Annotated in this window: 19 protein-coding genes; 13 read left to right on the top strand and 6 right to left on the bottom strand. The window is 59.8% G+C overall.

All coding sequences use genetic code 11. The features are described 5' to 3' along the window. Positions 1-245: 245 nt before the first annotated feature. The gene (locus AC3ITA_RS06195; protein ID WP_057716101.1) at positions 246-2,441 is read right to left on the bottom strand and encodes a hypothetical protein; all 2,196 of its coding nucleotides are present in this window, start codon (positions 2,439-2,441) and stop codon (positions 246-248) included. Between the two features lie 196 nt (positions 2,442-2,637). Here AC3ITA_RS06195 and AC3ITA_RS06200 point away from each other — a divergent pair, with 196 nt between their 5' ends. Then, the gene (locus AC3ITA_RS06200; RefSeq protein ID WP_150673125.1) at positions 2,638-3,534 is read left to right on the top strand and encodes an NAD(P)-dependent oxidoreductase; all 897 of its coding nucleotides are present in this window, start codon (positions 2,638-2,640) and stop codon (positions 3,532-3,534) included. Here the strand turns inward: AC3ITA_RS06200 and AC3ITA_RS06205 are convergent. Together AC3ITA_RS06205 and AC3ITA_RS06210 are read right to left on the bottom strand one after the other, a co-directional pair. Next, positions 3,491-5,707 (bottom strand): putative bifunctional diguanylate cyclase/phosphodiesterase, encoded by a 2,217-nt coding sequence (locus AC3ITA_RS06205; protein ID WP_305887007.1) that lies wholly within the window; start codon positions 5,705-5,707, stop codon positions 3,491-3,493. The two genes, AC3ITA_RS06200 and AC3ITA_RS06205, sit on opposite strands and share 44 nt — an antisense overlap. 147 nt (positions 5,708-5,854) lie before the next feature. After that, a complete protein-coding gene (locus tag AC3ITA_RS06210; protein ID WP_095945390.1) occupies positions 5,855-6,220 on the bottom strand; it encodes a YkgJ family cysteine cluster protein in 366 nt (121 codons plus the stop codon). 268 nt (positions 6,221-6,488) lie between these two features. Here AC3ITA_RS06210 and AC3ITA_RS06215 point away from each other — a divergent pair, with 268 nt between their 5' ends. Next, positions 6,489-7,838, top strand: coding sequence for a spinster family MFS transporter (locus AC3ITA_RS06215; protein ID WP_489279764.1), 1,350 nt, complete (start codon positions 6,489-6,491; stop codon positions 7,836-7,838). 168 nt (positions 7,839-8,006) lie between these two features. Here the strand turns inward: AC3ITA_RS06215 and rapA are convergent, their stop codons facing one another. Continuing rightward, entirely contained in the window at positions 8,007-10,853 is a 2,847-nt protein-coding gene (gene rapA, locus AC3ITA_RS06220) for an RNA polymerase-associated protein RapA (RefSeq protein WP_095945392.1), read from the bottom strand. Positions 10,854-11,069: 216 nt separating this feature from the next. Between rapA and AC3ITA_RS06225 the strand changes: the two genes are divergently transcribed. The 3 genes from AC3ITA_RS06225 to ccoM all read left to right on the top strand — a co-directional run bounded on the left by AC3ITA_RS06225 (position 11,070) and on the right by ccoM (position 11,926). Beyond that, positions 11,070-11,411 (top strand): aspartate-semialdehyde dehydrogenase, encoded by a 342-nt coding sequence (locus AC3ITA_RS06225; RefSeq protein ID WP_095945393.1) that lies wholly within the window; start codon positions 11,070-11,072, stop codon positions 11,409-11,411. A 99-nt stretch (positions 11,412-11,510) separates the two neighbouring features. Next, a complete protein-coding gene (locus AC3ITA_RS06230; protein WP_095945394.1) occupies positions 11,511-11,672 on the top strand; it encodes a hypothetical protein in 162 nt (53 codons plus the stop codon). Between the two features lie 143 nt (positions 11,673-11,815). Continuing rightward, entirely contained in the window at positions 11,816-11,926 is a 111-nt protein-coding gene (gene ccoM, locus AC3ITA_RS06235; protein ID WP_007976669.1) for a cytochrome c oxidase subunit CcoM, read from the top strand. Between the two features lie 276 nt (positions 11,927-12,202). Here the strand turns inward: ccoM and AC3ITA_RS06240 are convergent, their stop codons facing one another. Next, on the bottom strand, positions 12,203-13,678 hold the full coding sequence (locus AC3ITA_RS06240) for an inorganic phosphate transporter (protein ID WP_095945395.1): 1,476 nt from the start codon (positions 13,676-13,678) through the stop codon (positions 12,203-12,205). Positions 13,679-14,054: 376 nt separating this feature from the next. Further along, positions 14,055-14,255 (bottom strand): hypothetical protein, encoded by a 201-nt coding sequence (locus AC3ITA_RS06245; protein ID WP_007986337.1) that lies wholly within the window; start codon positions 14,253-14,255, stop codon positions 14,055-14,057. Between the two features lie 692 nt (positions 14,256-14,947). Between AC3ITA_RS06245 and pcaR the strand changes: the two genes are divergently transcribed. From pcaR to AC3ITA_RS06285, 8 genes are all read left to right on the top strand, one after another. Next, positions 14,948-15,790: a pca regulon transcriptional regulator PcaR gene (gene pcaR, locus AC3ITA_RS06250; protein ID WP_095945396.1), complete on the top strand. Its 843-nt coding sequence runs from the start codon at positions 14,948-14,950 to the stop codon at positions 15,788-15,790. Positions 15,791-15,913: 123 nt separating this feature from the next. Next, entirely contained in the window at positions 15,914-17,260 is a 1,347-nt protein-coding gene (gene pcaK / locus AC3ITA_RS06255) for a 4-hydroxybenzoate transporter PcaK (protein WP_095945397.1), read from the top strand. 264 nt (positions 17,261-17,524) lie between these two features. Continuing rightward, positions 17,525-18,382 carry a CoA transferase subunit A gene (locus AC3ITA_RS06260; protein WP_008054173.1) on the top strand — a complete coding sequence of 286 codons (858 nt, stop codon included), beginning with the start codon at positions 17,525-17,527 and terminating at the stop codon, positions 18,380-18,382. Then, positions 18,382-19,161 (top strand): CoA-transferase subunit beta, encoded by a 780-nt coding sequence (locus tag AC3ITA_RS06265; protein ID WP_095945398.1) that lies wholly within the window; start codon positions 18,382-18,384, stop codon positions 19,159-19,161. Before AC3ITA_RS06260 ends, AC3ITA_RS06265 begins: the two co-directional genes overlap by 1 nt. Next, entirely contained in the window at positions 19,158-20,363 is a 1,206-nt protein-coding gene (pcaF, locus tag AC3ITA_RS06270) for a 3-oxoadipyl-CoA thiolase (RefSeq protein ID WP_489279765.1), read from the top strand. The genes AC3ITA_RS06265 and pcaF overlap by 4 nt, the downstream gene beginning before the upstream one ends. 37 nt (positions 20,364-20,400) lie before the next feature. Beyond that, complete coding sequence (gene pcaH / locus AC3ITA_RS06275) at positions 20,401-21,105, top strand: protocatechuate 3,4-dioxygenase subunit beta (protein ID WP_414929191.1); 705 nt, start codon at positions 20,401-20,403, stop codon at positions 21,103-21,105. A gap of 1 nt (position 21,106) precedes the next feature. Beyond that, a complete protein-coding gene (gene pcaG, locus AC3ITA_RS06280) occupies positions 21,107-21,673 on the top strand; it encodes a protocatechuate 3,4-dioxygenase subunit alpha (protein ID WP_095945401.1) in 567 nt (188 codons plus the stop codon). Between the two features lie 193 nt (positions 21,674-21,866). Beyond that, positions 21,867-23,171 (top strand): MFS family transporter, encoded by a 1,305-nt coding sequence (locus tag AC3ITA_RS06285; protein ID WP_095945402.1) that lies wholly within the window; start codon positions 21,867-21,869, stop codon positions 23,169-23,171. The last annotated feature ends 9 nt before the right edge of the window (positions 23,172-23,180 follow it).

A 23,180-nucleotide genomic window follows, 5' to 3' on the forward strand; every position in this document is an offset into this window, starting at 1 on the left:
AGTAGCGTGATGGCATGTTGCCGTAGAGAAAGGCCACAGCTTCACGGTGACGTAAACGTAACGGGAACAGTTGAGAGGGCAACTGAACGTCTGCTCAATTGTTTCTGGATGTTGATTTGCAGTGAATTCAAGGCCGCCATCGCGAGCAGGCTCGCTCCCACAGTTGACCGCGTTCTCTCTGAAAGAATGCGATCCCTGTGGGAGCGAGCTTGCTCGCGATAGGGGCGACGAGTTTTCGCGTCTTGTTAAGCCGTCTTGCCCGTATGGTTATTCAACGAAATAACCTTGGTCTTGCCAATGCGGTGACGGTAGATCTCGCGCAGGTACTTGATCGATTTCTTCACGCAATCCCGAGACAGGCGGATGTCGTTGATCGAGACGAACTTGTCCTTGTCGTTGATCAGCTCGCGGTACTTCTTCTCGTACATCGGCTTGATCGCGTACCAGTTGGTATCGAGGATCTTCGCCGGGTTCTCGAATTCGTTGAGCAACTCGTCGATCCGGTCTTCATCGAACTGTTCATTGATGATGAAGTCCAGGATCGAGTTGTCCAGGGTCTCGTCGAAACGGTACGGGTTTTTCGCGAAGCAGCGCTTGATGAAGGCCACGATCAGCGTCAGGAAATCGTCCGACAGGCACGGGCTCTTGGCGATCAGGGTGGTCAGCGACAGGTTGGCCGAAGCACCGATCACCAGCGCGTAGCGCTTGAGCGTGGTGTTGGGGAACAGGCTGTTGAGATGAGTCTTCAACCGGTTCAAATCCATGTAGGACAGCTTGTAGTCCTTGGGCAAGGAAACGATCGACACCACCGACGAGCAATTCTTGAAGAAGTGCAGGTCATGCAGGGCTGCCGCGTCGTAACCCGAGTTCTTGTACTGCTCCAGCGACGCGCGATAGCGCTTGGACTCAATCGGTAACAGGCTGATGCCTTCGATGGCCTGGGTGACCTTGTTGAAGTGCGGCAGGTCGATCGAACGGAAGAACAGGTCGTCGATGTTCAGGCGCTGTGGCTCTTTCTCGAACACCTTGAATTTGTCGCTGCTCGGCGCCGGGGTTTCCGGCACCACGGACTCGGCGTAGGCAATCGCCACCGGACCGGCCAGGCTCATGAACAGGTCGTTGGCGTCCAGGCGGATGGTTTCGCCGATGTCGATGCCGGCACGACGGAAATAGTTCTGGTCGTAGTCAGTCGTCACCGCCTGCGCCGTCAGGATGTTGAAGATCTGCTGCGAGATGTACTGATTGGCATGCTTTTCCATGGCATTGACGTCAATGTTCTGGATATTGCCGTCATCGTTCTCTTCGGCGTAACGCATGATGTCGTTGGAGATCAGCATCATCGCGTTCCATGGGCGGATGCGGCCCATGACGCTGGCTTCGCTGCTGTCTTCGTTGGCGAAGTTGTAGGAGAAGTCCCACTCTTCCGACAGGTATTTGCACAGCAGGCGGCCGGCGTTGATGTGCAACGCCTCGGACATTTCACTGCGGTGATCGGAAATGTTCGGCAGCACACAGATGCCGCTGGTGAAGATCGGTTCGAAGACGAAGGAGTGGCCGCTCTTGCTGTCGTGCTCGTCCATCGGCTTGGTGTCGAACGTCTTGTTCATGTACGAATGCTGCTGGGCCAGGCCGAATTCCGAGGCCATGCCCGAACCGGTGCCGCCGCCGGCACTGAAGATCGAGAAATACAGACGCGACTGGTTGGCCTTAATGCCGCAGCTGTCGATCAGGTACGAGTGAATCATTTTCCAGTCAGGGCTGGAGAAACGCTGGGTGTCCTTGTTCAGGATAATCTTGGCCAGGTACTGGCCAAGGATCGGCGCGTTACCGGCGCCACCGGCGTGGACTTCCGACAGGTCCATGATTTTCATCTTGCTGTAGTCGCGCAGGAAGCCGCTTTTTTCGCCCTTGCGCGAGAAGCGGATGCGTCCGGCGATGTCCTTGTCCAGGTCGCCGAGCATCACCAGTGGTTCGACCAGAAACACCGGCTTGGTGTTTTTGTTCTGGCCAAGGCGCAGGTTGTTGCGGATCCACTGGGCCGGGCTGTAGCCCTTTTCGGCAAAACGCTTGTCCGGCGACAGGCGATCTTCGTTGTTGAATTCGTTGAGGTAGAACTTACGGGCGTTGTACACCAGTTCCGCCACGTCCAGCGCAATGTTCGAGCCGCAGCGGCCCAGGCCGATCAGGCACACCGACGGGAACTCTTGATCGCTGTGCTGTTCGCTGTCGCCTTCCAGGTGCGGTGCGCGCGGGAACACCATGTCGCGCAAGCCGTCGAGGTTGTCGAGGATGCGGTCGGTGTTGGTTTCGGTGAAATAGAGGTATTGCTGTGTCGCCAACGGGCGCGATTGAATCAATGGCTTCGGTGATGACGGGCTGTTGGCCGCGGGGCTCAACGTCAGATCGGTTACCGCAGTGGCCGGGTTGTTTTTAGAAGTCATTGTTCGCCATCTACCTGGGCTGATTGGTTGGCCGACTCACTGTCGTCGAACCGTCACGGAATACAATCGCGTCTTTTTTCAGCGCGTACTTGGACCATGCCTTGGTCTTTAGCCTGAGCATTGCTCGGAGTGAATCCTTTCCTGAGTCATGTTGAATCGGCCAATATTCGGTGATCTTTAATCAAAAGGAGGCAAAATGATGTCAACGCTACCTTCGCTAGGGTTTGCCGGGATCGGCCTGATGGGGCTGCCGATGTGCCGACGCCTGCTGGCCGCGGGTTATCAGCTGGCGGTATGGAATCGCAATCCGGACAAGTGCAAGGCGCTGGTGGAGGCCGGCGCACGCCAGGTCGCCAGCCCGGCCGAACTGTGCCAGCACGCAGACGTGGTCATGCTGTGCCTGGCGGATACGTCGGTCGTACGCGAGGTTGTGTTTGGTCCGGCAGGCATTGTGGAAGGAGCAAAAAAGGGTCAGTTGCTGGTGGACTTCTCCAGCCTGGAGCCCAACGCCACGCGGGAAATGGCCGCGGATCTCGCCGCTGAAACCGGCATGGGCTGGCTCGACACACCGGTGTCCGGTGGCGTGGTCGGTGCCGAGGCTGGAAGCCTGGCAATCATGGTCGGCGGTGAAGTACAGGATCTGGAGCGGGTCCGGCCTGTGCTGTTGAACCTGGGGCAGCGTGTGACGCACATGGGCGGCGTCGGGGCAGGCCAGGTGACCAAGGCGTGCAATCAGATGATCGTTGCCTGCAATGCATTGGTGATTGCCGAAGTGGTCGCGCTGGCGGAACGTTCCGGGGTTGATGCCAGCCTGATCGCCGAAGCGCTGGCCGGCGGCTTTGCCGATTCGAAACCGTTGCAGTTCCTGGCCCCGCAGATGGCTGAAAACCGTTTCGAACCGGTCAAGTGGCACGTACGCACGTTGCTCAAGGATCTGGATGCAGCGGTGAAGTTTTCCCGTGAGCAAGGCTCGGCGACACCGATCAGCGGTCTGGCCGCGCAGTTGATGCGCCTGCATGGGAGTCAGGGTTTCCTTGAAAAGGACCCGTCTACATTAGTGCAGATGTACCGTGAGCCAGACTCAGCGTCGTGACGGTGCAGGCGTGCTTGCGCTGGTTGATTTCGTTCAGCACCGGAAGCAATTCGGCCAGCGGCACCGGCCGGCTGAGCAGATAGCCCTGAACGAAGTCACAGCCGTGGTTTTCCAGAAATTGGTATTGCTCGAAGGTTTCGACTCCTTCGGTGACCACTTGAAGGTGCAGGGTATGGGCCATGACGATGATCGCTTGGACGATTTCCATGTCCTGGGTCGCCTTGGGTATGTCCTGGATGAACGAACGGTCGATTTTCAGCGTATTCAGCGGCAAGCGCTTGAGGTAGGCCAGGGATGAATAGCCGGTGCCGAAGTCATCGATCGACAGCGAAACGCCGAGGGCGCGGATCTGCCGCATCAGCACCAGGGTGTTGGCGATATTGCCCATCAAGGCGTTTTCGGTGACCTCCAGTTCCAGACGGTGGGGCTCCACACCGGAGGCCCGCAATGCGTACTCGATTTCATCGGCCAGTTCTTCGCGCGCCAGGTTCAGGGGCGAGCAGTTCACGGCGATCTTCAGGTCTTCACAGCCTTGGCGCGACAACTCGCCCAAGTCCTCGCAGGCCTTGCGCAACACCCAGTTGTCCAGCTCGGCGATCAGGCCGTTGGCCTCGGCGATGGCGATAAAACGATCCGGCACGAGGAAACCGTGGACCGGGTGTTGCCAGCGGATCAAGGCTTCGAGCTTGCTGACCTGACCGGTCTTGAGGTCATAGATCGGCTGGTAATAGAGTATCAGGCCAGTGTCTTCACGCAGGGCGTGGCGCAACTCTTCTTCCAGTTGCAGCTCGAGTGTGGCGCGGGTTTTCAGGTTGGCGCTGAAAAAGTTCAGCCCGTTGCGACCGCCGCCCTTGGACTGATACAGCGCCAGGTCGGCGTTCTTCAACAGCTCCTCACAGGTCTTGCCGTCTTCCGGGAACAGGCTGATGCCGATGCTGGTGGTCATGACCATGCGCCTGCCGCCCAACTCGATGGGCTCCTTCATTTTCAGCATGATGCGTTGGGCCATATTGCGCGCCTCTTCACGATCACGCAGGTCAATGAGCAGGCAGAACTCGTCGCCACCGAAGCGCGCGACCACATCCTCGTGACTGCGAACCGAGCTCTTGATGTGCCCGGCCAGCACTTTGAGCAGTTCGTCACCGGCATCGTGGCCAAGGCTGTCGTTGATCCGCTTGAAATGGTCGATGTCCAGGAACATGACCGCGAGCATCCCGCCTTTGTTGGATTTCTCGATGAGTTTTTCGGCGAAGATCTGGTTGAACCCCCGGCGGTTGAGCAGGTTGGTCAGCGCGTCGTAGTGCGCCACCTGTTGCAGCGACATGCGCGCCTGGTCCAGTTGGCTGAGCAGGGAGTTGACCCGTTGCAGGTCGTGGTCCTTGCGTTGCAGTTTCTTGTCCGCCAACGCCGCGCTGATGCTGCTACCGATGATCAGCAGGGTCATGACCGCCACGGTCAGTGCCAGTTGCAGTTGGCTGTTTTCGCCGGTTTGCGCTGGCAGGCTGTCGCTGGGCAGCACCAGGTTGAAGGCGGCCATGGCCGTGAGGTGCATACTGAGGATGCCAGTCCCGAGTAACAGGCTGGCGCTGTATTTGAAGAGCTGATGCAGCATGCCGGCGCCATCGCGCAGATACCATGCCAGCAGCAAGGCGGCCAGCGCGGCCCCGATCGCGATCGCGATGGAAAGGGCGAACAGGCCCGGATGGTAGTAGACCGTGGCATTGGAGTGCATGGCCGTCATGCCCACGTAATGCATGGTCGCGATACCCAGGCCGATCCCGATCGATGCCTTGAGACACCGCTGCAAACTCAAATCAGGGAGGCTGAGGGTATGCATTGCCAGCCACGCGGCGAGCAGCGCGATGATCAGCGAGAACAGCGTGACAGGCAGTTGGTAGTGAAGATCGACAGGCGCCTGGAAGGCCAGCATCCCGACGAAGTGCATGGCCCAGATACCGCCGGCCAGGCATCCGCTGCCCACCCAGCGCCAGAGTGTCTTGGACGCGGATTTTTCAGCGTGAGCAACCCGTTCGGCCATGTCCAGTGTCGCGAAACTGCCGACACAGGCAACCAGATAAGCCAGCAGCACCAGAAAAGGGTCATGTGTGCAATTGAGTATGACCTGCCCGCTCTCTGGTAGCTCGGTAATGAAATGCAAACCAAGCCACTCCATAGCATGCCCCATCGTTATCCCTCAGGCCGTTGCAATGAGCGCCGGCGAATGCCTTGGAGTATAGAGGGCATGGATGGAGCGCAAGCCGTAGTGGCACATTGGTGCCAAACATTTTGACATTAGCCTGATAGCGATTAGTGCTAATGCTCAGGCGATTTGCTTCTTAGGCATCTCGAACGCGGGTTGCAGGGCCGGCAAGCCAAAAGCGGCACGGGCCGCGTCGCAATCGGGATTGGCCAGGCCATCGACCCAGGAAGCGTCGAATTCCCGGCAGGTACTGGAGCGCTTTTCGTAAATCGAGCATTGCACCGTACTGCCTACGTCTCCGACCAGGCTGGTGCAACGCACGGGTTTACAGCCGGTGCCGAGCATCGCGACCCGACTGGGGCTGATCTGCTCGACAAGCTCATCGGGTACCGTCCCCCCGGACGAGGCGCATTCACCCCAGAAAAATGACACGCGAAAATGAGAACAGCAGGCACCGCAATTCAGACACGGACTGGCTTCGGACATGGGCGATTATCTAAGGAGGAGTGGAGACACAGGGGGGGAAACAAGGCCGCTATTCTAGGCTTCGCCAACGGCTTGGGAAGGGGGGCTCAAAGGTATTTTTCATCGGTCGGACGGACTGCGAAATACCGGCCCTGTGAAAGCTCCTACAGGTTGCGTCCCATGGGTTGGTATCAGCCTGGCGAATAATGAAAGACAGGTGCGGTCGGCCTGTCTAGATTGCAAAGTCCGGGGGCAGTGACGCCCCAAAAACAATAAAAGAGACGGACCCATGCAGAACTCGACCCAAGCGGCCAATGCCTGGCGCATTCTGTTCCTGTTGTTCCTGGCCAACCTGTTCAATTTTTTCGACCGCACCATCCCGGCCATCATCATCGAGCCTATTCGCATGGAATGGCACCTCAGTGATTTCCAGTTGGGGATCATCGGGACGGCATTCACCATCGTCTACGCCATTGCCGGCTTGCCGCTGGGGCGCATGGCCGATACCGGTTCGAGGAGCAAACTGATGGGCTGGGGGCTGGCGGTGTGGAGCGGGTTGACCGCCGTCAACGGCATGGTGGGCAGTTTCTGGAGCTTCCTGATCGTGCGCATGGGCATCGGCATTGGCGAGGCCAGCTACGCGCCAGCCGCCAACTCGCTGATCGGCGACTTGTTTCCGGCTCACCGCCGGGCGCGGGCCATGGGGATCTTCATGTTGGGGCTGCCATTGGGGCTGTTGCTGGCGTTCTTCACCATTGGCGCGATGGTCAAGGCCTTCGATAGCTGGCGCGCGCCGTTCTTTATCGCGGCGGTGCCCGGGCTGATCCTGGCGATCTTCATGTTTTTCATCAAGGAACCCAAGCGCGGCGCCGCCGAGAGCGTTCAGGTCTCGCAGGAAAAGATCGATCGGCCGATCCGGCGGGTACTGGCTGTGCCAACCTTCCTGTGGCTGGTGATGGCCGGCCTGTGTTTCAACTTCGCCACTTATGCCTGCAACTCGTTTCTGGTGCCGATGCTGCAACGCTACTTCCTCATGCCGTTGCAGGATGCCGCGGTCGCCACCGGGGTTATTGTCGGTGTGACCGGGTTGGTCGGCCTGACCCTCGGAGGCTGGATTGCGGACAAGATTCACCAGCGGGTCGCCAACGGGAGGCTGTTGTTTGCCGCCTTCAGCCTGGTCATTTCGACGGTTTGTACTGCTTGGGCGTTGCATTCCGGGCGAATCGAGATCGGTATTTTCGTCGCCGTGTTCGGTCTGGGTTGGCTGTTCGCCTACAACTTCTATACCTGCGTTTATACGGCGATTCAGGATGTAGTCGAGCCGCGTCTGCGGGCGACTGCCATGGCGTTGTTCTTCGCCGGGTTGTATCTGTTGGGCGGTGGTCTTGGGCCGGTAGTGGTCGGCGCGTTGTCCGATCACTTCGCCCACACGGCGATGCTCGCGGCGGGTGCCGAACAGATGACTGAAGCGTTCAAGGCCGTCGGTCTGCACGATGCGATGTACCTGATTCCGGTGGCACTGTTGTTCACCGTGGTGTTTCTGTTCCTGGCTTCGCGGTGTTTCGTGCGCGATACCAAGCGGATGAAGGCAGGGTTGGTTGGCGTGGTCGAGCCAGAGGTTGCAGCGGCGACTGCATGATTGCTATTGCCAGCAGGCTGGCTCCCACATTGGATCTCCAGTGTGAACACAACCCCTGTGGGAGCTAGCCTGCTAGCGATGAGGCCATCGGCATCACCACAAAAGTCAGATAAAAAGAAGGCCCGCATCACTGCGGGCCTTCTTTTTAAGCAGGGTGGAGCAGGGGACTTAACCCGCCACCAACACCCGAATCGCTTCCAGTCGCAGCGCAGCCTTGTCGAGCATGGCCAGACCTTGCTCGCGTTGTTTGCGCAGGGCCACCAGTTCGCTGTCGCGCACGGTCGGGTTGACCGCTTGCAAGGCGGTCAGGCGCGCCAGTTCTTCGTCGGTATCGGCGGCCAGGCGACGCTGCGCCTCGGCGACGCGTTCTGTGTGGCGCGGCAGGATCTTCGCTTCTCCGGCGTTGATCCGTGGCGTCAGTTGGTCACGCTGGGCCTGGATGAACTTGTTGGCGCTGGCACGCGGTACGCTTTCGAGCTGGTCGTTCAAGGTCTCGAACGACACGCGGGCCGACAGGTCGTTGCCGTTGGTGTCCAGCAGGCAGCGCAGGGCGGCCGGCGGCAGGTAGCGGCCCAGTTGCAGCGAGCGCGGAGCAACCACTTCGCTGACATACAGCAGTTCCAGCAACACGGTGCCAGGTTTCAGCGCCTTGTTCTTGATCAACGCCACGGCGGTGTTGCCCATGGAACCGGACAGCACCAGGTCCATGCCGCCCTGAACCATCGGGTGTTCCCAAGTGATGAACTGCATGTCTTCGCGAGACAGCGCCTGGTTACGGTCGTAAGTGATGGTCACGCCTTCGTCGTCGCCCAGCGGGAAGCTGGCGTCGAGCATTTTTTCGCTCGGCTTGAGGATCAGCGCGTTTTCCGAATGGTCTTCGCTATCGATGCCGAAGGCGTCGAACAGGGTTTCCATGTAGATCGGCAAGGCGAACTGATCGTCTTGTTCAAGGATTTCTTCAACCAACGCGTCGCCTTCACCCGCGCCACCGGAGTTCAGCTCCAGCAAACGGTCACGGCCGGTGTGTAACTCAGCCTCAAGACGCTCACGCTCGGTGCGGGCTTCGTCGATCAGCGCTTGCCACTCGCCATCGTCGGCTTCTTCGAGCAGCGGCAGCAGGCGCGGGCCGAACTGGTGCTGCAAGGCGTTGCCGGTCGGGCAGGTATTGAGGAATGCGTTCAGCGCTTCGTGGTACCACTGGAACAGGCGCTCTTGCGGGCTGGTTTCCAGGTACGGTACGTGCAGCTCGATGATGTGCTTCTGGCCGATCCGGTCCAGACGACCGATGCGTTGTTCCAGCAGGTCCGGGTGGGACGGCAGGTCGAACAGCACCAGGTGATGGGAGAACTGGAAATTGCGGCCTTCACTGCCGATTTCCGAGCAGATCAGCACTTGCGCGCCAAACTCTTCGTCGGCGAAGTAGGCGGCGGCGCGGTCACGCTCGAGGATGTTCATGCCTTCGTGGAACACCGTGGCCGGGATGCCGGAACGCACGCGCAGGGCGTCTTCCAGGTCCATGGCGGTTTCGGCGTGGGCGCAGATCACCAGTACTTTGGTGCGCTTGAGCATCTTCAGCTGGTCGATCAGCCACTCGACGCGCGGGTCGAACTTCCACCAGCGTTCTTCTTCACTGGCGTCCGGTTGGGCCTGGAAGCTGACTTCCGGGTACAACTCGGCGTGATCGCCCAACGGCAGTTCGAGGTATTCGTCCGGGCACGGCAGCGGGTACGGGTGCAGCTTGCGCTCCGGGAACCCCTGCACGGCGGCGCGGGTGTTACGGAACAGCACGCGGCCGGTGCCGTGGCGGTCCAGCAGCTCGCGCACCAGGCGCGCGCTGGCTTCGGTGTCGCCATCGTTGACGGCGGCCAGCAGGGCTTCGCCTTCGTTGCCGAGGAAGCCGTGAATGGTCTTGTGGGCTTGCGGCGACAGGCGCCCCTTGTCCAGTAATTCCTGAACGGCTTCAGCCACGGGGCGATAGTTTTCGCTCTCGGCGCGGAAGGCTTGCAGGTCGTGGAAGCGGTTCGGGTCGAGCAGGCGCAGACGGGCGAAGTGGCTGTCCTGGCCCAGTTGTTCCGGGGTGGCGGTCAACAGCAACACGCCGGGAATGGTTTCGGCGAGTTGCTCGACCAGGGAATACTCGGGGCTGACCTGATCTTCGTGCCACACCAGGTGGTGAGCTTCGTCGACCACCATCAAGTCCCAGCCCGCCGCGAACAGCGCGTCCTGGGCTTTTTCGTCGTCCACCAGCCATTCAAGCGCGACCAGCGCGAGCTGGGTGTCTTCGAAGGGGTTGCTGGCATCGCTTTCGATGAAGCGCTCTTCGTCGAACAGCGCGACCTGCAGGTTGAAGCGGCGGCGCATCTCTACCAGCCACTGGTGCTGCAGGTTCTCCGGAACCAGGATCAGCACGCGGTTGGCGCGGCCCGAGAGCAACTGGCGATGGATCACCAAACCGGCTTCGATGGTTTTGCCCAGGCCCACTTCGTCCGCCAGCAGAACCCGCGGTGCAATGCGGTCGGCGACTTCGCGGGCGATGTGCAACTGGTGCGCGATCGGTTGCGCACGCACGCCGCCCAGGCCCCAGAGTGCGGATTGCAACTGGCGACTGGTGTGTTCGAGCGTGTTGTAACGCAGGGAGAACCAGGCCAGCGGGTCGATCTGCCCGGCGAACAAGCGGTCGCTGGCCAGACGGAACTGGATGAAGTTCGACAGCTGGGTTTCCGGCAGGGTGACCACTTCGTTCTGCCCGTTGAGGCCGTGGTAAACCAGCAGGCCATCGACGTCGTCGACTTCGCGAACGGTCAGCTTCCAGCCTTCGAAGTGAGTGATGGAGTCACCGGGCGAAAACCGCACGCGGGTGAGGGGCGCATTCCTTAGCGCGTACTGGCGAGTCTCGCCAGTGGCCGGATAGAGCACGGTCAACAAGCGGCCGTCCTGTGCCAGAACGGTGCCTAAACCCAGCTCGGCTTCGCTGTCACTGATCCAGCGTTGCCCCGGTTGATACTGCTGCGCCATGCTGCCTGACTCCCACCTGAAAAAGCGGGCTATCTTAACGGAATGAGGGCTTCAGGGCCAAAGGACTCTCAGAAAAACTCACAGTCATACGTTAGCCCACCTGTGAATGACGCGCCGCCCGGTGCACTAATGAGTGCCAAATGAGTCACAGTTTGCGACCGATGGCTCAAGTCGCCATCCCCGCAGCCGACAGCCTGCTGACAGGAGACTGAAAACATGCTGCCACCGATGCTCCCCTTGAGTGCCGTGCCGATCACTTCACAGACCGACCCGATCCGCCAGCGTCCGGATATTCCTCCGGTGGTGCCGGTGCAGGAAAGCTCCAGTGAAAGCACCATCGACCTGCAAAAGCGCAATCCCGAAGAGGACGGGTTGGTGCTGCGCGAGGAGCAGCGCCGCAAGCAGGAGCAGGAACGACGTCGCCGCGAGGCTGATGATGACGCCGAGTCTCACCTGGCGATTCCCGGGGATGAGCTCAATGCCGACAACACCGTGCCGGTGGCGCCACTGATGACAGATCAGCCACGGCAGGGGCTGTGGGTCGATATCGAGATTTGAGCGCAGGCTGGTCAGCACGGCCGTCAGGCCGCATTATTGGCGCAGGGTTGCCGAACGCTACGGCGGCTGACACTCATTTCAAGCGATGCACTGACCGCCATGAGCCAAGACGACAAACTGATTGACCTCAATGCTGAACGCGCCAAGCGTGTTCATGACCTCAATGACAAGCGACTCAATGAAGTTCGCCAGGCGTTCGAGCAGGCCATGCCGTTGGGCAAAGCCAAAAAAAAGCCGAAGAGCAAACCGAAAAAGCGCTGAAATCCCCCGCATTCATTGATGCGGGTCAAACTTCTCCCTTCCTCTTGCCCAGTCTCGGGCGACATTGATCCCGGTCAATATTCTCTCCTGTCCGTTTGGTTAACTTAGCCCTATCGCAACAGGGCAGGTACAGGAGACGCGTCATGTTTTTCGACAACGTGGTGATCGCCGGGGTGCTGACTGTCAGCCTCATGTTTGTATTTTTTGCAGGGTTCGGACTTTTTATCTGGAAGGATTCGCACAAGCGGAAATAACCGTAGTTCTTTCTGGATGTAATGAGCACGCAAGGCATTTTGGGCAACTTCGGTTGCCCTTTTTTTTGCCTGCGAAAAACTATCGGTAAACACGTAACCCTGTAGGAGCGAGCTCTGCTCGCGATGGACGCCAACGATGACGCGGGCTGCCTGAATGTACGCGTTGTCCTTGCGGTCATCGCGAGCAGAGCTCGCTCCTACAGTGATTTTTTGCGATTGGCAGCAATAAAAAGGCGCGTTCCTTGCGGAGCGCGCCTTTTTGGGTTTGGCTGCTTATCAGCTGCCAAGGGCCTTCGAGGCCAGCCAGAACAACCCGGCCGACAGGGCCACGGTGGCTGGCAGGGTCAATACCCAGGCCAGCAGGATGGTTCTGACGGTGCCGCTTTGCAGGCCGCTTTTGTTGGCGACCATGGTGCCCGCCACGCCCGAGGACAGCACGTGGGTGGTGGAAACCGGCAGGCTGAAGATGTTGGCCATGCCGATCAGGGTGGCGGTGGTGATCTGCGCCGACATGCCCTGGGAGTAGGTCATGCCTTGCTTGCCGATCTTCTCGCCAATGGTCAGTACCACGCGTTTCCAGCCGACCATGGTGCCCAGGCCCAAGGCCAGTGCAACCGCCAGGATCACCCAGAAAGGAGCGTATTCGGTGGTGGTGGTCAGGTCCTTGCGCAACTTGTCCAGGTCAGCCTTTTCACGGGCCCCGAGCGTTGGCAACTTGCTGACTTTCTTCGCCGTGTCGTCCAGGCAGAGCAGGTAGCGACGTACTTCGATGCGGCTTTCCGACGGCAGCGAGTGGTAGTCGGCTACACCCTTGAGGGTGCCGAGCAGGGCAGTGATGGTCGGTTCGGTCTGTTGCGGGTTGCAACGGAATTTCTCCGGCAGATCGCCTTCCACGCTCTTGCCCAGGGCCAGGAACTCACCCAGGGTTTCAGAGTTACGCTGGTAGAACTGGCTCAGGTGCAGCGTGGCGTCGCGAGTCCGCTCGATCTGATAGGTCGTACTGTTCAGGTCGAGGACGAACTGCGCTGGCACGATACCGATCAGGACCAGCATGATCAGGCCGATACCTTTCTGGCCATCGTTGGAGCCGTGCACGAAACTCACGGCCATGGCCGAGATCACCAGTACCAGGCGATTCCAGAATGGCGGGTGTTTCTTGTCGTCGATCTTGCGGCGCTGTTCCGGCGTCTTGTGCATCTTCGACAGCGGACGCCACCATTTAAGGCCGATCAGGATCAACGCGGCGATCAGGAAGCCGGCCATTGGCGAGAACACCAGCGAGGCGCCGATATCGATCGCTTTCTGCCAGTTCACACCGTCAGCCAGCGGAATATCGTTGATCAGGGCGTTGGCCAGGCCGACACCGAGGATCGAACCGATCAGCGTGTGGGAGCTGGACGCGGGGATACCGAAGTACCAGGTGCCCAGGTTCCAGGTAATGGCGGCGGCGAGCAACGAGAACACCATGGCCAGCCCGTGACCGGTGTTCACATTGATCAGCAGTTCCACCGGCAGCAGGTGGACGATGGCATACGCCACGCCGACCCCGCCCAGCAGTACGCCGAGGAAGTTGAACACACCGGAGAAAAACACCGCCAGATGAGGCGGCATGGCTTTGGTGTAGATAACGGTCGCCACCGCGTTAGCGGTGTCATGAAAGCCGTTGATGAACTCGAAGGCGAGGACAAAGGCCAGGGCGAGCAAGAGGCTCACAAGCACCCAAGCATCCAGTCCGCTGAATAAATCGATCATGAAGGTTTTCTGACCCGGTCATAAGGGGGCGCGATTATGCCAGAAAAGACTGCTAATCAATGCACTAGCTGCTCATCGGTAACATTCTTCAACGAATTTTTTTGCCGCAGCACCTGAAAACCCACGGTTTTGCTGTGTTTTTTAAGTCATTGATTTAATTAAAAAAAGAGGCTGTCACAAAACCTTCGCGGCCCGGTAAGAGGGGCTTGAATGGCTGTGAGAAAAATCTGAGAAATAGGTCAGATACCGGAAATCTGTCGGATTCGGCGACGGTGATGGCCGCTGCCCGCTCGTAGCGGGCGCGAAAGGCAGCATCAATACATCCCGCTTTTAACGGGTGCAGAGGCAGGCCTTTGTAAGGATCAGGCCGAAGCAGTCACGGCTCTTCGGCTTTGAGTTCCTTTTCCATTTTTTGAAGTTCCTGCTGGAAAACCTGATCCTGAACGGTGGCGCGTTTACGCCAGGGTTTGCGTTCCGGTTCGGGTTGAGCGGCGTAAGTGGTGACTTCTCCGCCGTAAACTTCCTTGTAACGTTGTTCCTGGCGCTCTAGTTCCGCGCGCAGTTCGTCTTTCGTCACAGTGCTACCTGATTGAGTGGGGATAAATTCTGGTGAAAACGCGCTGCATCAAATCGGTTGATCACATTCGTCGAATGGGCAATGCCCGTCAAGGCATCGTTTTTGGCAACAACGTGATCAATACTTCCATGTCACAGGCGGCCACGGCACCAGAGATAAACAGCTGACGTAGCTTCAGTTTCCTGTTTCGGCAAGCGCATCGGCAAGGCTGTGCAATGCGGATCTGGCGCTTGCAGCGGGCAACGGTGATGGAACATCGCATTGCCGGGCAGCGGGTTCGGCAAGTAAAAAACCGAAGCGCTACTGAATTGTATTATAGCGGCCGATTTGAAGAACACTATCTCCAAAGAGTTAAAAGTTGTTCTTGGTGTGTGACCGTTTTGTTGCTCGATACTTTGCGATTAACTAGAACGTCGACTGATACCAGATCGCCGCGATGCCTTTCTGACGCCATTAAGTCAGGCAAGTTACGGCAATTGGATTGCCCCTTAAGTCCTGTGTCGAGTCGGTGTAAACATGAGGGGCGCAAATCAGCGAAAACCGGACATCAGCGCACCGGAGGGGATTTACACGACAGATTGCGATTATCGGTCGAGCGTTCGATAATCGCACGGAGTTGACGGGGCGGGCTTGAGCGTCAGGCGCCAGCCCTTTGTAATAGTCGCCGATCCGAATGGGTAAAAGGACCTTGTATGAACGATCAATTGCGCAATTCCTTCGCTTCAGTGGCTCCTCCCATCGTGGCCTCGCCAGCCAAACGGATCCAGGCACTGACCGGCGACCCGGATTTCATGACGTCCCTGGCTCGTGGCCTGGCCGTGGTGCAAGCGTTCCAGGAGCGCAAACGGCACCTGACCATCGCTCAGATCAGCCACCGCACGGAAATTCCCCGCGCCGCCGTGCGCCGTTGCCTGCACACCCTGATCAAGCTCGGCTACGCCACCACCGACGGCCGCACCTATTCGTTGCTGCCCAAAGTGCTGACCCTCGGCCATGCCTATGTGTCCTCGACGCCGCTGGCGGTTTCCGCCCAGCCGTACCTGGACCGCATGAGCGAGCAACTGCACGAGGCCTGCAATATGGCCACGCTGGAGGGTGATGACATTCTGTACATCGCCCGCTCCGCAACCACCCAGCGCCTGATTTCGGTGGACCTGTCGGTGGGCGGGCGCTTGCCGGCCTATTGCACGTCGATGGGGCGGATTCTGCTGGCCGCGCTGGATGACACGTCGCTGGGCGAATACCTCGATCACGCCGAATTGCAGGCCAAGACCAGCCGTACGATCCACACTCCCGAGGCATTGCTCGAATGCCTGCAAGAGGTGCGACAGCAAGGCTGGTGCATAGTCGATCAGGAACTCGAGCAAGGGCTGCGTTCGATTGCTGTCCCGGTGTACGACGCTTCCGGCCAGGTGGTTGCGGCCCTCAATGTCAGCACCCACGCCGGGCGAGTCAGCCGCAATGAGCTGGAACAGCGTTTTCTGCCCGGCCTGTTGAGTGCCAGTCGCGACCTGAGCACCCAGCTGTTCACTTAAGGTGTTCGATAAACGCACAGAGTCGCGTTGGGTGAATTGACGCTGTTTCCTCCGGATCATTACTGTCGCGGCTTCGTCAGCATCTGCTGACACCGTTCGACTGCGATCCGTGGAATAAAAATAATGAACCAGCCTCAGTCTGCTGTAGGAAACTGCCTCGACGTGCAGTCCTTCATCAATGCCCAACCCATTTCGCGCTATCAGTGGCGCGTGGTGATCCTGTGTTTCCTGATTGTCTTCCTCGATGGCCTCGACACTGCGGCCATGGGCTTCATCGCCCCGGCCCTGTCCCAGGACTGGGGTATCGACCGCGCCAGTCTCGGTCCGGTAATGAGTGCGGCGTTGATCGGCATGGTCTTCGGCGCACTGGGCTCCGGTCCTCTGGCTGACCGCTTCGGGCGAAAAGTCGTACTGGTCGGTGCGGTGCTGTTGTTCGGCGCCTTCAGCCTGGCCTCGGCCTACAGCAGCAATGTCGATCAGTTGCTGGTGTTGCGCTTCCTGACCGGCCTGGGTCTGGGTGCCGGCATGCCGAACGCCACGACCTTGCTGTCGGAGTACACCCCGGAGCGCAAGAAGTCCCTGCTGGTGACCAGCATGTTCTGCGGCTTCAACCTCGGCATGGCCGGCGGTGGATTTATCTCGGCCAAGCTCATTCCGGCCTTTGGCTGGCATAGCCTGCTGCTGATCGGTGGGATTCTGCCGTTGATCCTCGCCGTCGTTTTGCTGCTCTGGCTACCGGAGTCGGCGCGTTACCTTGTGGTGCGCAACCGCGGTACGGACAAAGTGCGCAAGGCACTGGCGCCGATTGACCCGACGGTGGTGGCCCAGGCGTCGAGCTTCAGCGTCCCGGAACAGAAAACCGTGAAGGCGCGCAATGTGTTCGCGGTGATTTTCTCCGGCACCTACAGCACCGGCACTTTGCTGTTGTGGCTGACCTACTTCATGGGCCTGGTGATCGTTTACCTGTTGACCAGTTGGCTGCCGACCCTGATGCGTGACAGTGGCGCGAGCATGGAGCAGGCGGCCTTCATCGGCGCGCTGTTCCAGTTGGGTGGCGTGCTGAGTGCGGTGGGCGTGGGCTGGGCAATGGACCGGTTCAATCCGCACAAGGTCATCGGTACTTTCTACCTGCTGGCCGGGGTGTTTGCCTACGCGGTAGGGCAGAGCCTGGGCAACATCACAATCCTGGCGACCCTGGTACTGGTGGCCGGGATGTGTGTCAACGGTGCTCAATCGGCGATGCCGTCACTGGCGGCGCGGTTCTATCCGACTCAAGGGCGGGCCACCGGGGTGTCGTGGATGCTCGGCATCGGCCGCTTCGGCGCCATCCTTGGTGCCTGGATGGGCGCGACGCTGCTGGGGCTGGGCTGGAACTTCGAGCAAGTGCTGACGGCGCTGGTGATTCCGGCGGCACTGGCGACGACAGCGGTGGTGATCAAGGGCATGGTCAGTCATGCGGATGCGACCTGAGGCCACCAGCCAGATTCCTTAGTGAATGTGCGGGTCTCTTCGCGAGCAGGCTCGCTCTCACGGTGATCGCATTCCTCTGTGGGGGAGCCTGCTCGCGAAGCTTTTGGGGATCGGTAGCCAAGTAACAATATGTTCGATAATCGAACGCTTAGTCGATTATCGGATTGTTTGGCGTTTTGCACGGGCTTAATCTTCAGTCATTCCGGCGCTGCGCATCGGCGCCTTCTTCCACTGTCGGTTAACAATAAACGGGAGCCTGCCCCAATGGCTGAAATCCTTTCGCTGCACGACGCGGTGAAGCAATTCGTAAACGACGGCGATACGGTCGCGCTCGAAGGCTTTACTCACCTGATCCCGACGGCGGCGGGTCACGAAATCATTCGCCAGGGCAAGAAAGACCTGACCCTGGTGCGGATGACCCCTGACTTGATCTACGACCAGTTGATCGGTGCCGGTTGTGCCCGCAAGCTGATTTTCTCCTGGGGTGGTAACCCTGGCGTAGGTTCTCTGCACCGTCTGCGTGACGCCGTCGAGAAACAGTGGCCCCACGCGCTGGAGATCGAAGAACACAGCCACGCCGACCTGGCCAACGCCTACGTTGCCGGTGCTTCCGGCCTGCCGTTCGCGGTACTGCGTGCTTACGCCGGTTCCGACCTGCCGAAGGTCAACCCGCTGATCAAATCGGTTACCTGCCCGTTCACAGGCGAAGTGTTGGCCGCCGTGCCTTCAGTGCGCCCGGACATTACCGTGATTCACGCGCAGAAAGCCGACCGCAAGGGCAACGTGCTGCTCTGGGGCATCCTCGGCGTGCAGAAAGAAGCCGCACTGGCCGCCAAGCGTTGCATCGTCACCGTTGAGGAAATCGTCGACGACCTCAATGCACCGATGAACTCCTGTGTATTGCCAACCTGGGCCCTGAGCGCGGTTTGCCACGTACCTGGCGGCGCGCATCCGTCCTACGCCCATGGTTACAACGAGCGCGACAACCGCTTCTACCAGGCCTGGGACCCGATTGCCCGCGACCGTGAAACCTTCACCGCGTGGATCAACGAATACATCCACGGCAGCGCTGACTTCAGCGAGTTCCAGGCCAAACTGGCCGCCGCTTCGGAGGCGAAGTAATGACTTACACCACCAATGAAATGATGACCGTCGCTGCCGCTCGCCGTCTGAAGAACGGTTCGGTGTGCTTCGTCGGTATCGGCCTGCCGTCGAAAGCGGCCAACCTGGCGCGCCTGACTTCTTCGCCTGATGTCGTCCTGATCTACGAATCGGGTCCGATCGGTGCCAAGCCAAGTGTATTGCCACTGTCGATCGGTGACGGTGAGTTGGCGGAAACCGCCGACACCGTGGTCCCGACCGGCGAGATTTTCCGCTACTGGCTGCAGGGCGGACGCATTGACGTCGGTTTCCTCGGCGCGGCGCAGGTCGACCGTTTCGGCAACATCAACACCACCGTGGTGGGTGATTACCACGCGCCGAAAGTCCGTTTGCCGGGTGCCGGTGGCGCGCCGGAGATTGCCGGTTCCGCCAAGAGCGTATTGATTATCCTCAAGCAGTCGTCGCGCTCCTTTGTCGACAAACTCGACTTCATTACCTCGGTCGGTCACGGTGAGGGTGGCGATTCGCGCAAGCGTCTTGGCCTGCCAGGCGCCGGTCCGGTAGGGATCATCACCGACCTGTGCATCATGGAACCGGAGGAGGGCACCCACGAATTCGTGGTCACCGCACTGCACCCGGGCGTGACCCGCGAGCAAGTGGTCGCCGCCACCGGTTGGGCGATTCGTTTTGCCGACAACGTTGAGCAAACCGCTGAGCCAACAGAAGTCGAACTGACCGCATTGCGTGATCTCGAAGCCCGCACTGCTGCCGCCCACGGCCAAGCCCCCGGAGAAGCGTGATGCGTGACGTTTATATCTGCGACGCGATTCGTACCCCCATCGGCCGTTTCGGCGGTGGCCTGTCGACGGTTCGCGCCGACGACCTGGCCGCCGTGCCGATCAAGGCCTTGATGGAGCGTAACCCCTCGGTGGACTGGAACGCGGTGGACGAGGTGTTCCTCGGCTGCGCCAACCAGGCCGGTGAAGACAACCGCAACGTTGCACGTATGGCGCTGTTGCTGGCCGGTCTGCCGGAAACCATTCCTGGCGTGACCCTCAACCGCCTCTGCGCGTCGGGCATGGATGCCATCGGCACCGCGTTCCGCGCCATCGCCAGCGGCGAAATGGAGCTGACGATCGCCGGCGGCGTCGAGTCGATGTCCCGCGCACCGTTCGTGATGGGCAAGGCTGACGCGGCGTTTTCGCGCAACATGAAGCTCGAAGACACCACCATCGGCTGGCGCTTTATCAACCCGTTGATGAAAGCCCAGTACGGCGTGGATGCGATGCCGCAGACCGCTGACAACGTGGCCGACGATTACAAGGTGTCCCGCGCCGATCAGGACGCGTTCGCCCTGCGCAGTCAACAACGCACGGCCGCCGCGCAAGCTGCCGGGTACTTCGCCGAAGAAATCGTTGAAGTGCGCATTGCCCACAAGAAGGGTGAAATCGTGGTCAGCCAGGACGAGCATCCTCGCGCCGACACCACCCTGGAAGCCCTGACCAAACTGAAACCGGTCAACGGTCCCGACAAAACCGTCACCGCCGGCAATGCCTCCGGTGTGAACGACGGTGCTGCCGCGTTGATCCTGGCTTCGGCCGAAGCGGTGAAGAAACACGGTCTGACTGCCCGCGCCAAAGTGCTCGGCATGGCCAGCGCCGGTGTTGCTCCGCGTGTAATGGGCATCGGCCCGGTGCCGGCGGTGCGTAAACTGATCGAACGCCTCGGTGTGGCGGTCAGCGATTTCGACGTGATCGAACTCAACGAAGCCTTCGCAAGCCAGGGCCTGGCGGTGCTGCGTGAACTGGGGATCGCCGACGACGCGGTCCAGGTCAACCCGAACGGTGGCGCCATTGCCTTGGGCCATCCATTGGGCATGAGCGGCGCACGACTGGTGTTGACCGCATTGCATCAGCTGGAAAAAACCGGCGGCAAGAAAGGTCTGGCGACCATGTGCGTTGGTGTTGGCCAAGGTCTGGCTTTGGCGATCGAACGGGTCTGACCCACCCTGTCGGCTAATAAGAACTGAGGAAAGTGTAATGACTGACAAGCCTGGTTACCGTCGCCCGCAGGCGGGCACTCAACCGGAGTACCTGCACCCGACCTATCAATCCACCAACCTGCGCTCGCCGTCGAAACCGTTGGTATTGCTGCCCCATTCGTTGTCGGAAATTACCGGTCCGACCATCGGCGCCGAGCGTGTCAACGAGAAGGACAGCGACCTGACCGCCCAGCACGAGGGGCAGCCACAGGGTGAGCGCATCATCATCCACGGCCGCGTGCTGGATGAAAACGGTCTGCCGGTGCCGGGGATTCTGGTGGAGATCTGGCAGGCCAACGCCGCTGGTCGCTACGCTCATGCCCGCGACCTGCACGATGCACCGCTGGACCCGAATTTCACCGGCACTGGCCGCACCGTGACCGACGCCGATGGCTGGTATCAGTTCCAGACCATCAAACCCGGTGCGTACCCGTGGGGTAACCACCACAACGCTTGGCGCCCGGCGCACATTCACTTCTCGTTGTTCGGGCCGAGCATCCTCACGCGCCTTGTGACGCAGATGTATTTCCCGGGCGACCCGCTGCTGGCGTACGACCCGATCTACAACTGCGTGCCCGATACCAGCGCCAAGGAGCGCTTGATCGCCAGCTTCGACCTGGAAAAAACCATCCCTTCCTATGCCCTCGGTTATCGTTGGGACATCGTTTTGCGCGGCCGCGACGCCACGCCGATGGAGAAATAAGATGACGCTGACTGCGACCACGTCCCACACCGTCGGGCCGTACTACCACATCGGCCTGACCTGGCTGAACCGCGAAAACCTGACCGTCGAGCAAACCCTGGGCGAACGCGTGGCGATCACCGGGCAAGTGGTCGACGGCAATGGCGACATCGTCAACGACGCGATGCTGGAAGTCTGGCAGGCCAACGCCGCCGGCAAGTATGACCACCCGGAAGACGACCAGGACAAACCCCTGGACCCGAATTTCGAAGGCTTTGGCCGGGTGCCGGTGGATGCCGAAGGGCGTTTCCGTTTCACCACCATCAAGCCCGGTACGGTCGAGGGGCTCAAAGGCACGACCCAGGCACCGCACCTGGTGGTGCTGGTGTTTGCCCGTGGCCTGGTCAAGCACTTGCTGACGCGGATTTACTTTGATGGCGAAGTCGCCAACGTCAACGATCCGTTGCTGGAGTGCGTGCCGGCCGAGCGCCGCAGTACGCTGCTGGCCAGGCAGGATGCGTCGGGTGTGTACCAGTGGAACGTGATTCTGCAGGGTACCGATGCCGAGACGGTGTTCTTCGATTATTGAGTGAACACTGTTCACCTGTAGGAGCGAGCCCGCTCGCGATGGCGTCGGTACATTCACCGTCGATGTCGTCTGACACACTGCTATCGCGAGCAGGCTCGCTCCTACAGGGGGTACGAATCGCGGATGTATCTGTGGAACGGGAGTGTTGCAAAGTGTGTCTAGACTCTCTCTGTCCCCATTGAGTGAAAAAACAATGACAACACCCACAGCACCTATAGCTCTTTATACCGGCGAAGAACGCAACAAGCGGATCTTCGCCATTGTCGGTGCCTCGTCCGGCAACCTGGTCGAATGGTTCGACTTCTACGTCTACGCCTTCTGTGCGATCTATTTCGCGCCGGCCTTTTTCCCGTCCGATAACCCTACGGTACAGTTGGTCAACACCGCTGGCGTATTCGCCGCCGGGTTCCTGATGCGACCGATTGGTGGCTGGATTTTCGGACGGCTGGCGGACAAGCACGGACGCAAGAATTCGATGTTGATCTCGATTCTGATGATGTGCTTCGGCTCGCTGCTGATCGCCTGCCTGCCGACCTACAACAGCATCGGGGTCTGGGCGCCGATCCTGCTGCTGTTCGCCCGTTTGCTGCAAGGCTTGTCGGTGGGCGGTGAGTACGGCACGACCGCGACCTACATGAGCGAAGTGGCGCTCAAGGGCCAGCGCGGATTCTTCGCCTCGTTCCAGTACGTGACCCTGATCGGCGGCCAGTTGCTCGCGGTGTCGCTGGTGGTGATCCTGCAACAGTTCCTCACCGAAGATGACCTGCGTGCCTACGGCTGGCGGATACCCTTCGTGGTGGGTGCCATGGCGGCGCTGGTTTCGCTGTATCTGCGCCGTTCGCTGAAAGAAACCACCAGCAAGGAAATGCGCGAAAACAAGGATGCCGGCAGCATCAGCGCCCTGTTTCGCGACCATAAAGCCGCGTTCATCACTGTACTCGGTTACACCGCCGGCGGTTCGCTGATTTTCTACACCTTCACCACGTACATGCAGAAGTACCTGGTGAACACCGCCGGCATGCCGGCCAAGACCGCCAGCTACATCATGACCGGCGCGCTGTTCCTCTATATGTGCATGCAGCCGGTTTTCGGCATGCTCGCCGACAAGATCGGCCGGCGTAACTCGATGCTCTGGTTCGGCGCCCTCGGCACGCTGTGCACCGTGCCTATCCTGTTGAGCCTGAAAAGCGTGACCAGTCCGTTTCTGGCCTTCGTGCTGATTACCCTGGCGCTGTCGATCGTCAGTTTCTACACCTCGATCAGCGGTCTGGTGAAAGCCGAGATGTTCCCGCCTGAGGTGCGTGCACTGGGTGTCGGCCTGGCATACGCGGTGGCGAATGCGATCTTCGGGGGTTCGGCGGAGTATGTGGCCTTGAGCCTCAAGGCCGTGGGCATGGAAAACTCCTTTTACTGGTACGTGACGGTAATGATGGCGATCGCGTTCCTGTTCAGCCTGCGTCTGCCGAAACAGGCGAAGTATCTGCATCACGATCTTTGATCTTCACAC

It is taken from the genome of Pseudomonas sp. GL_090 (assembly GCF_057837765.1).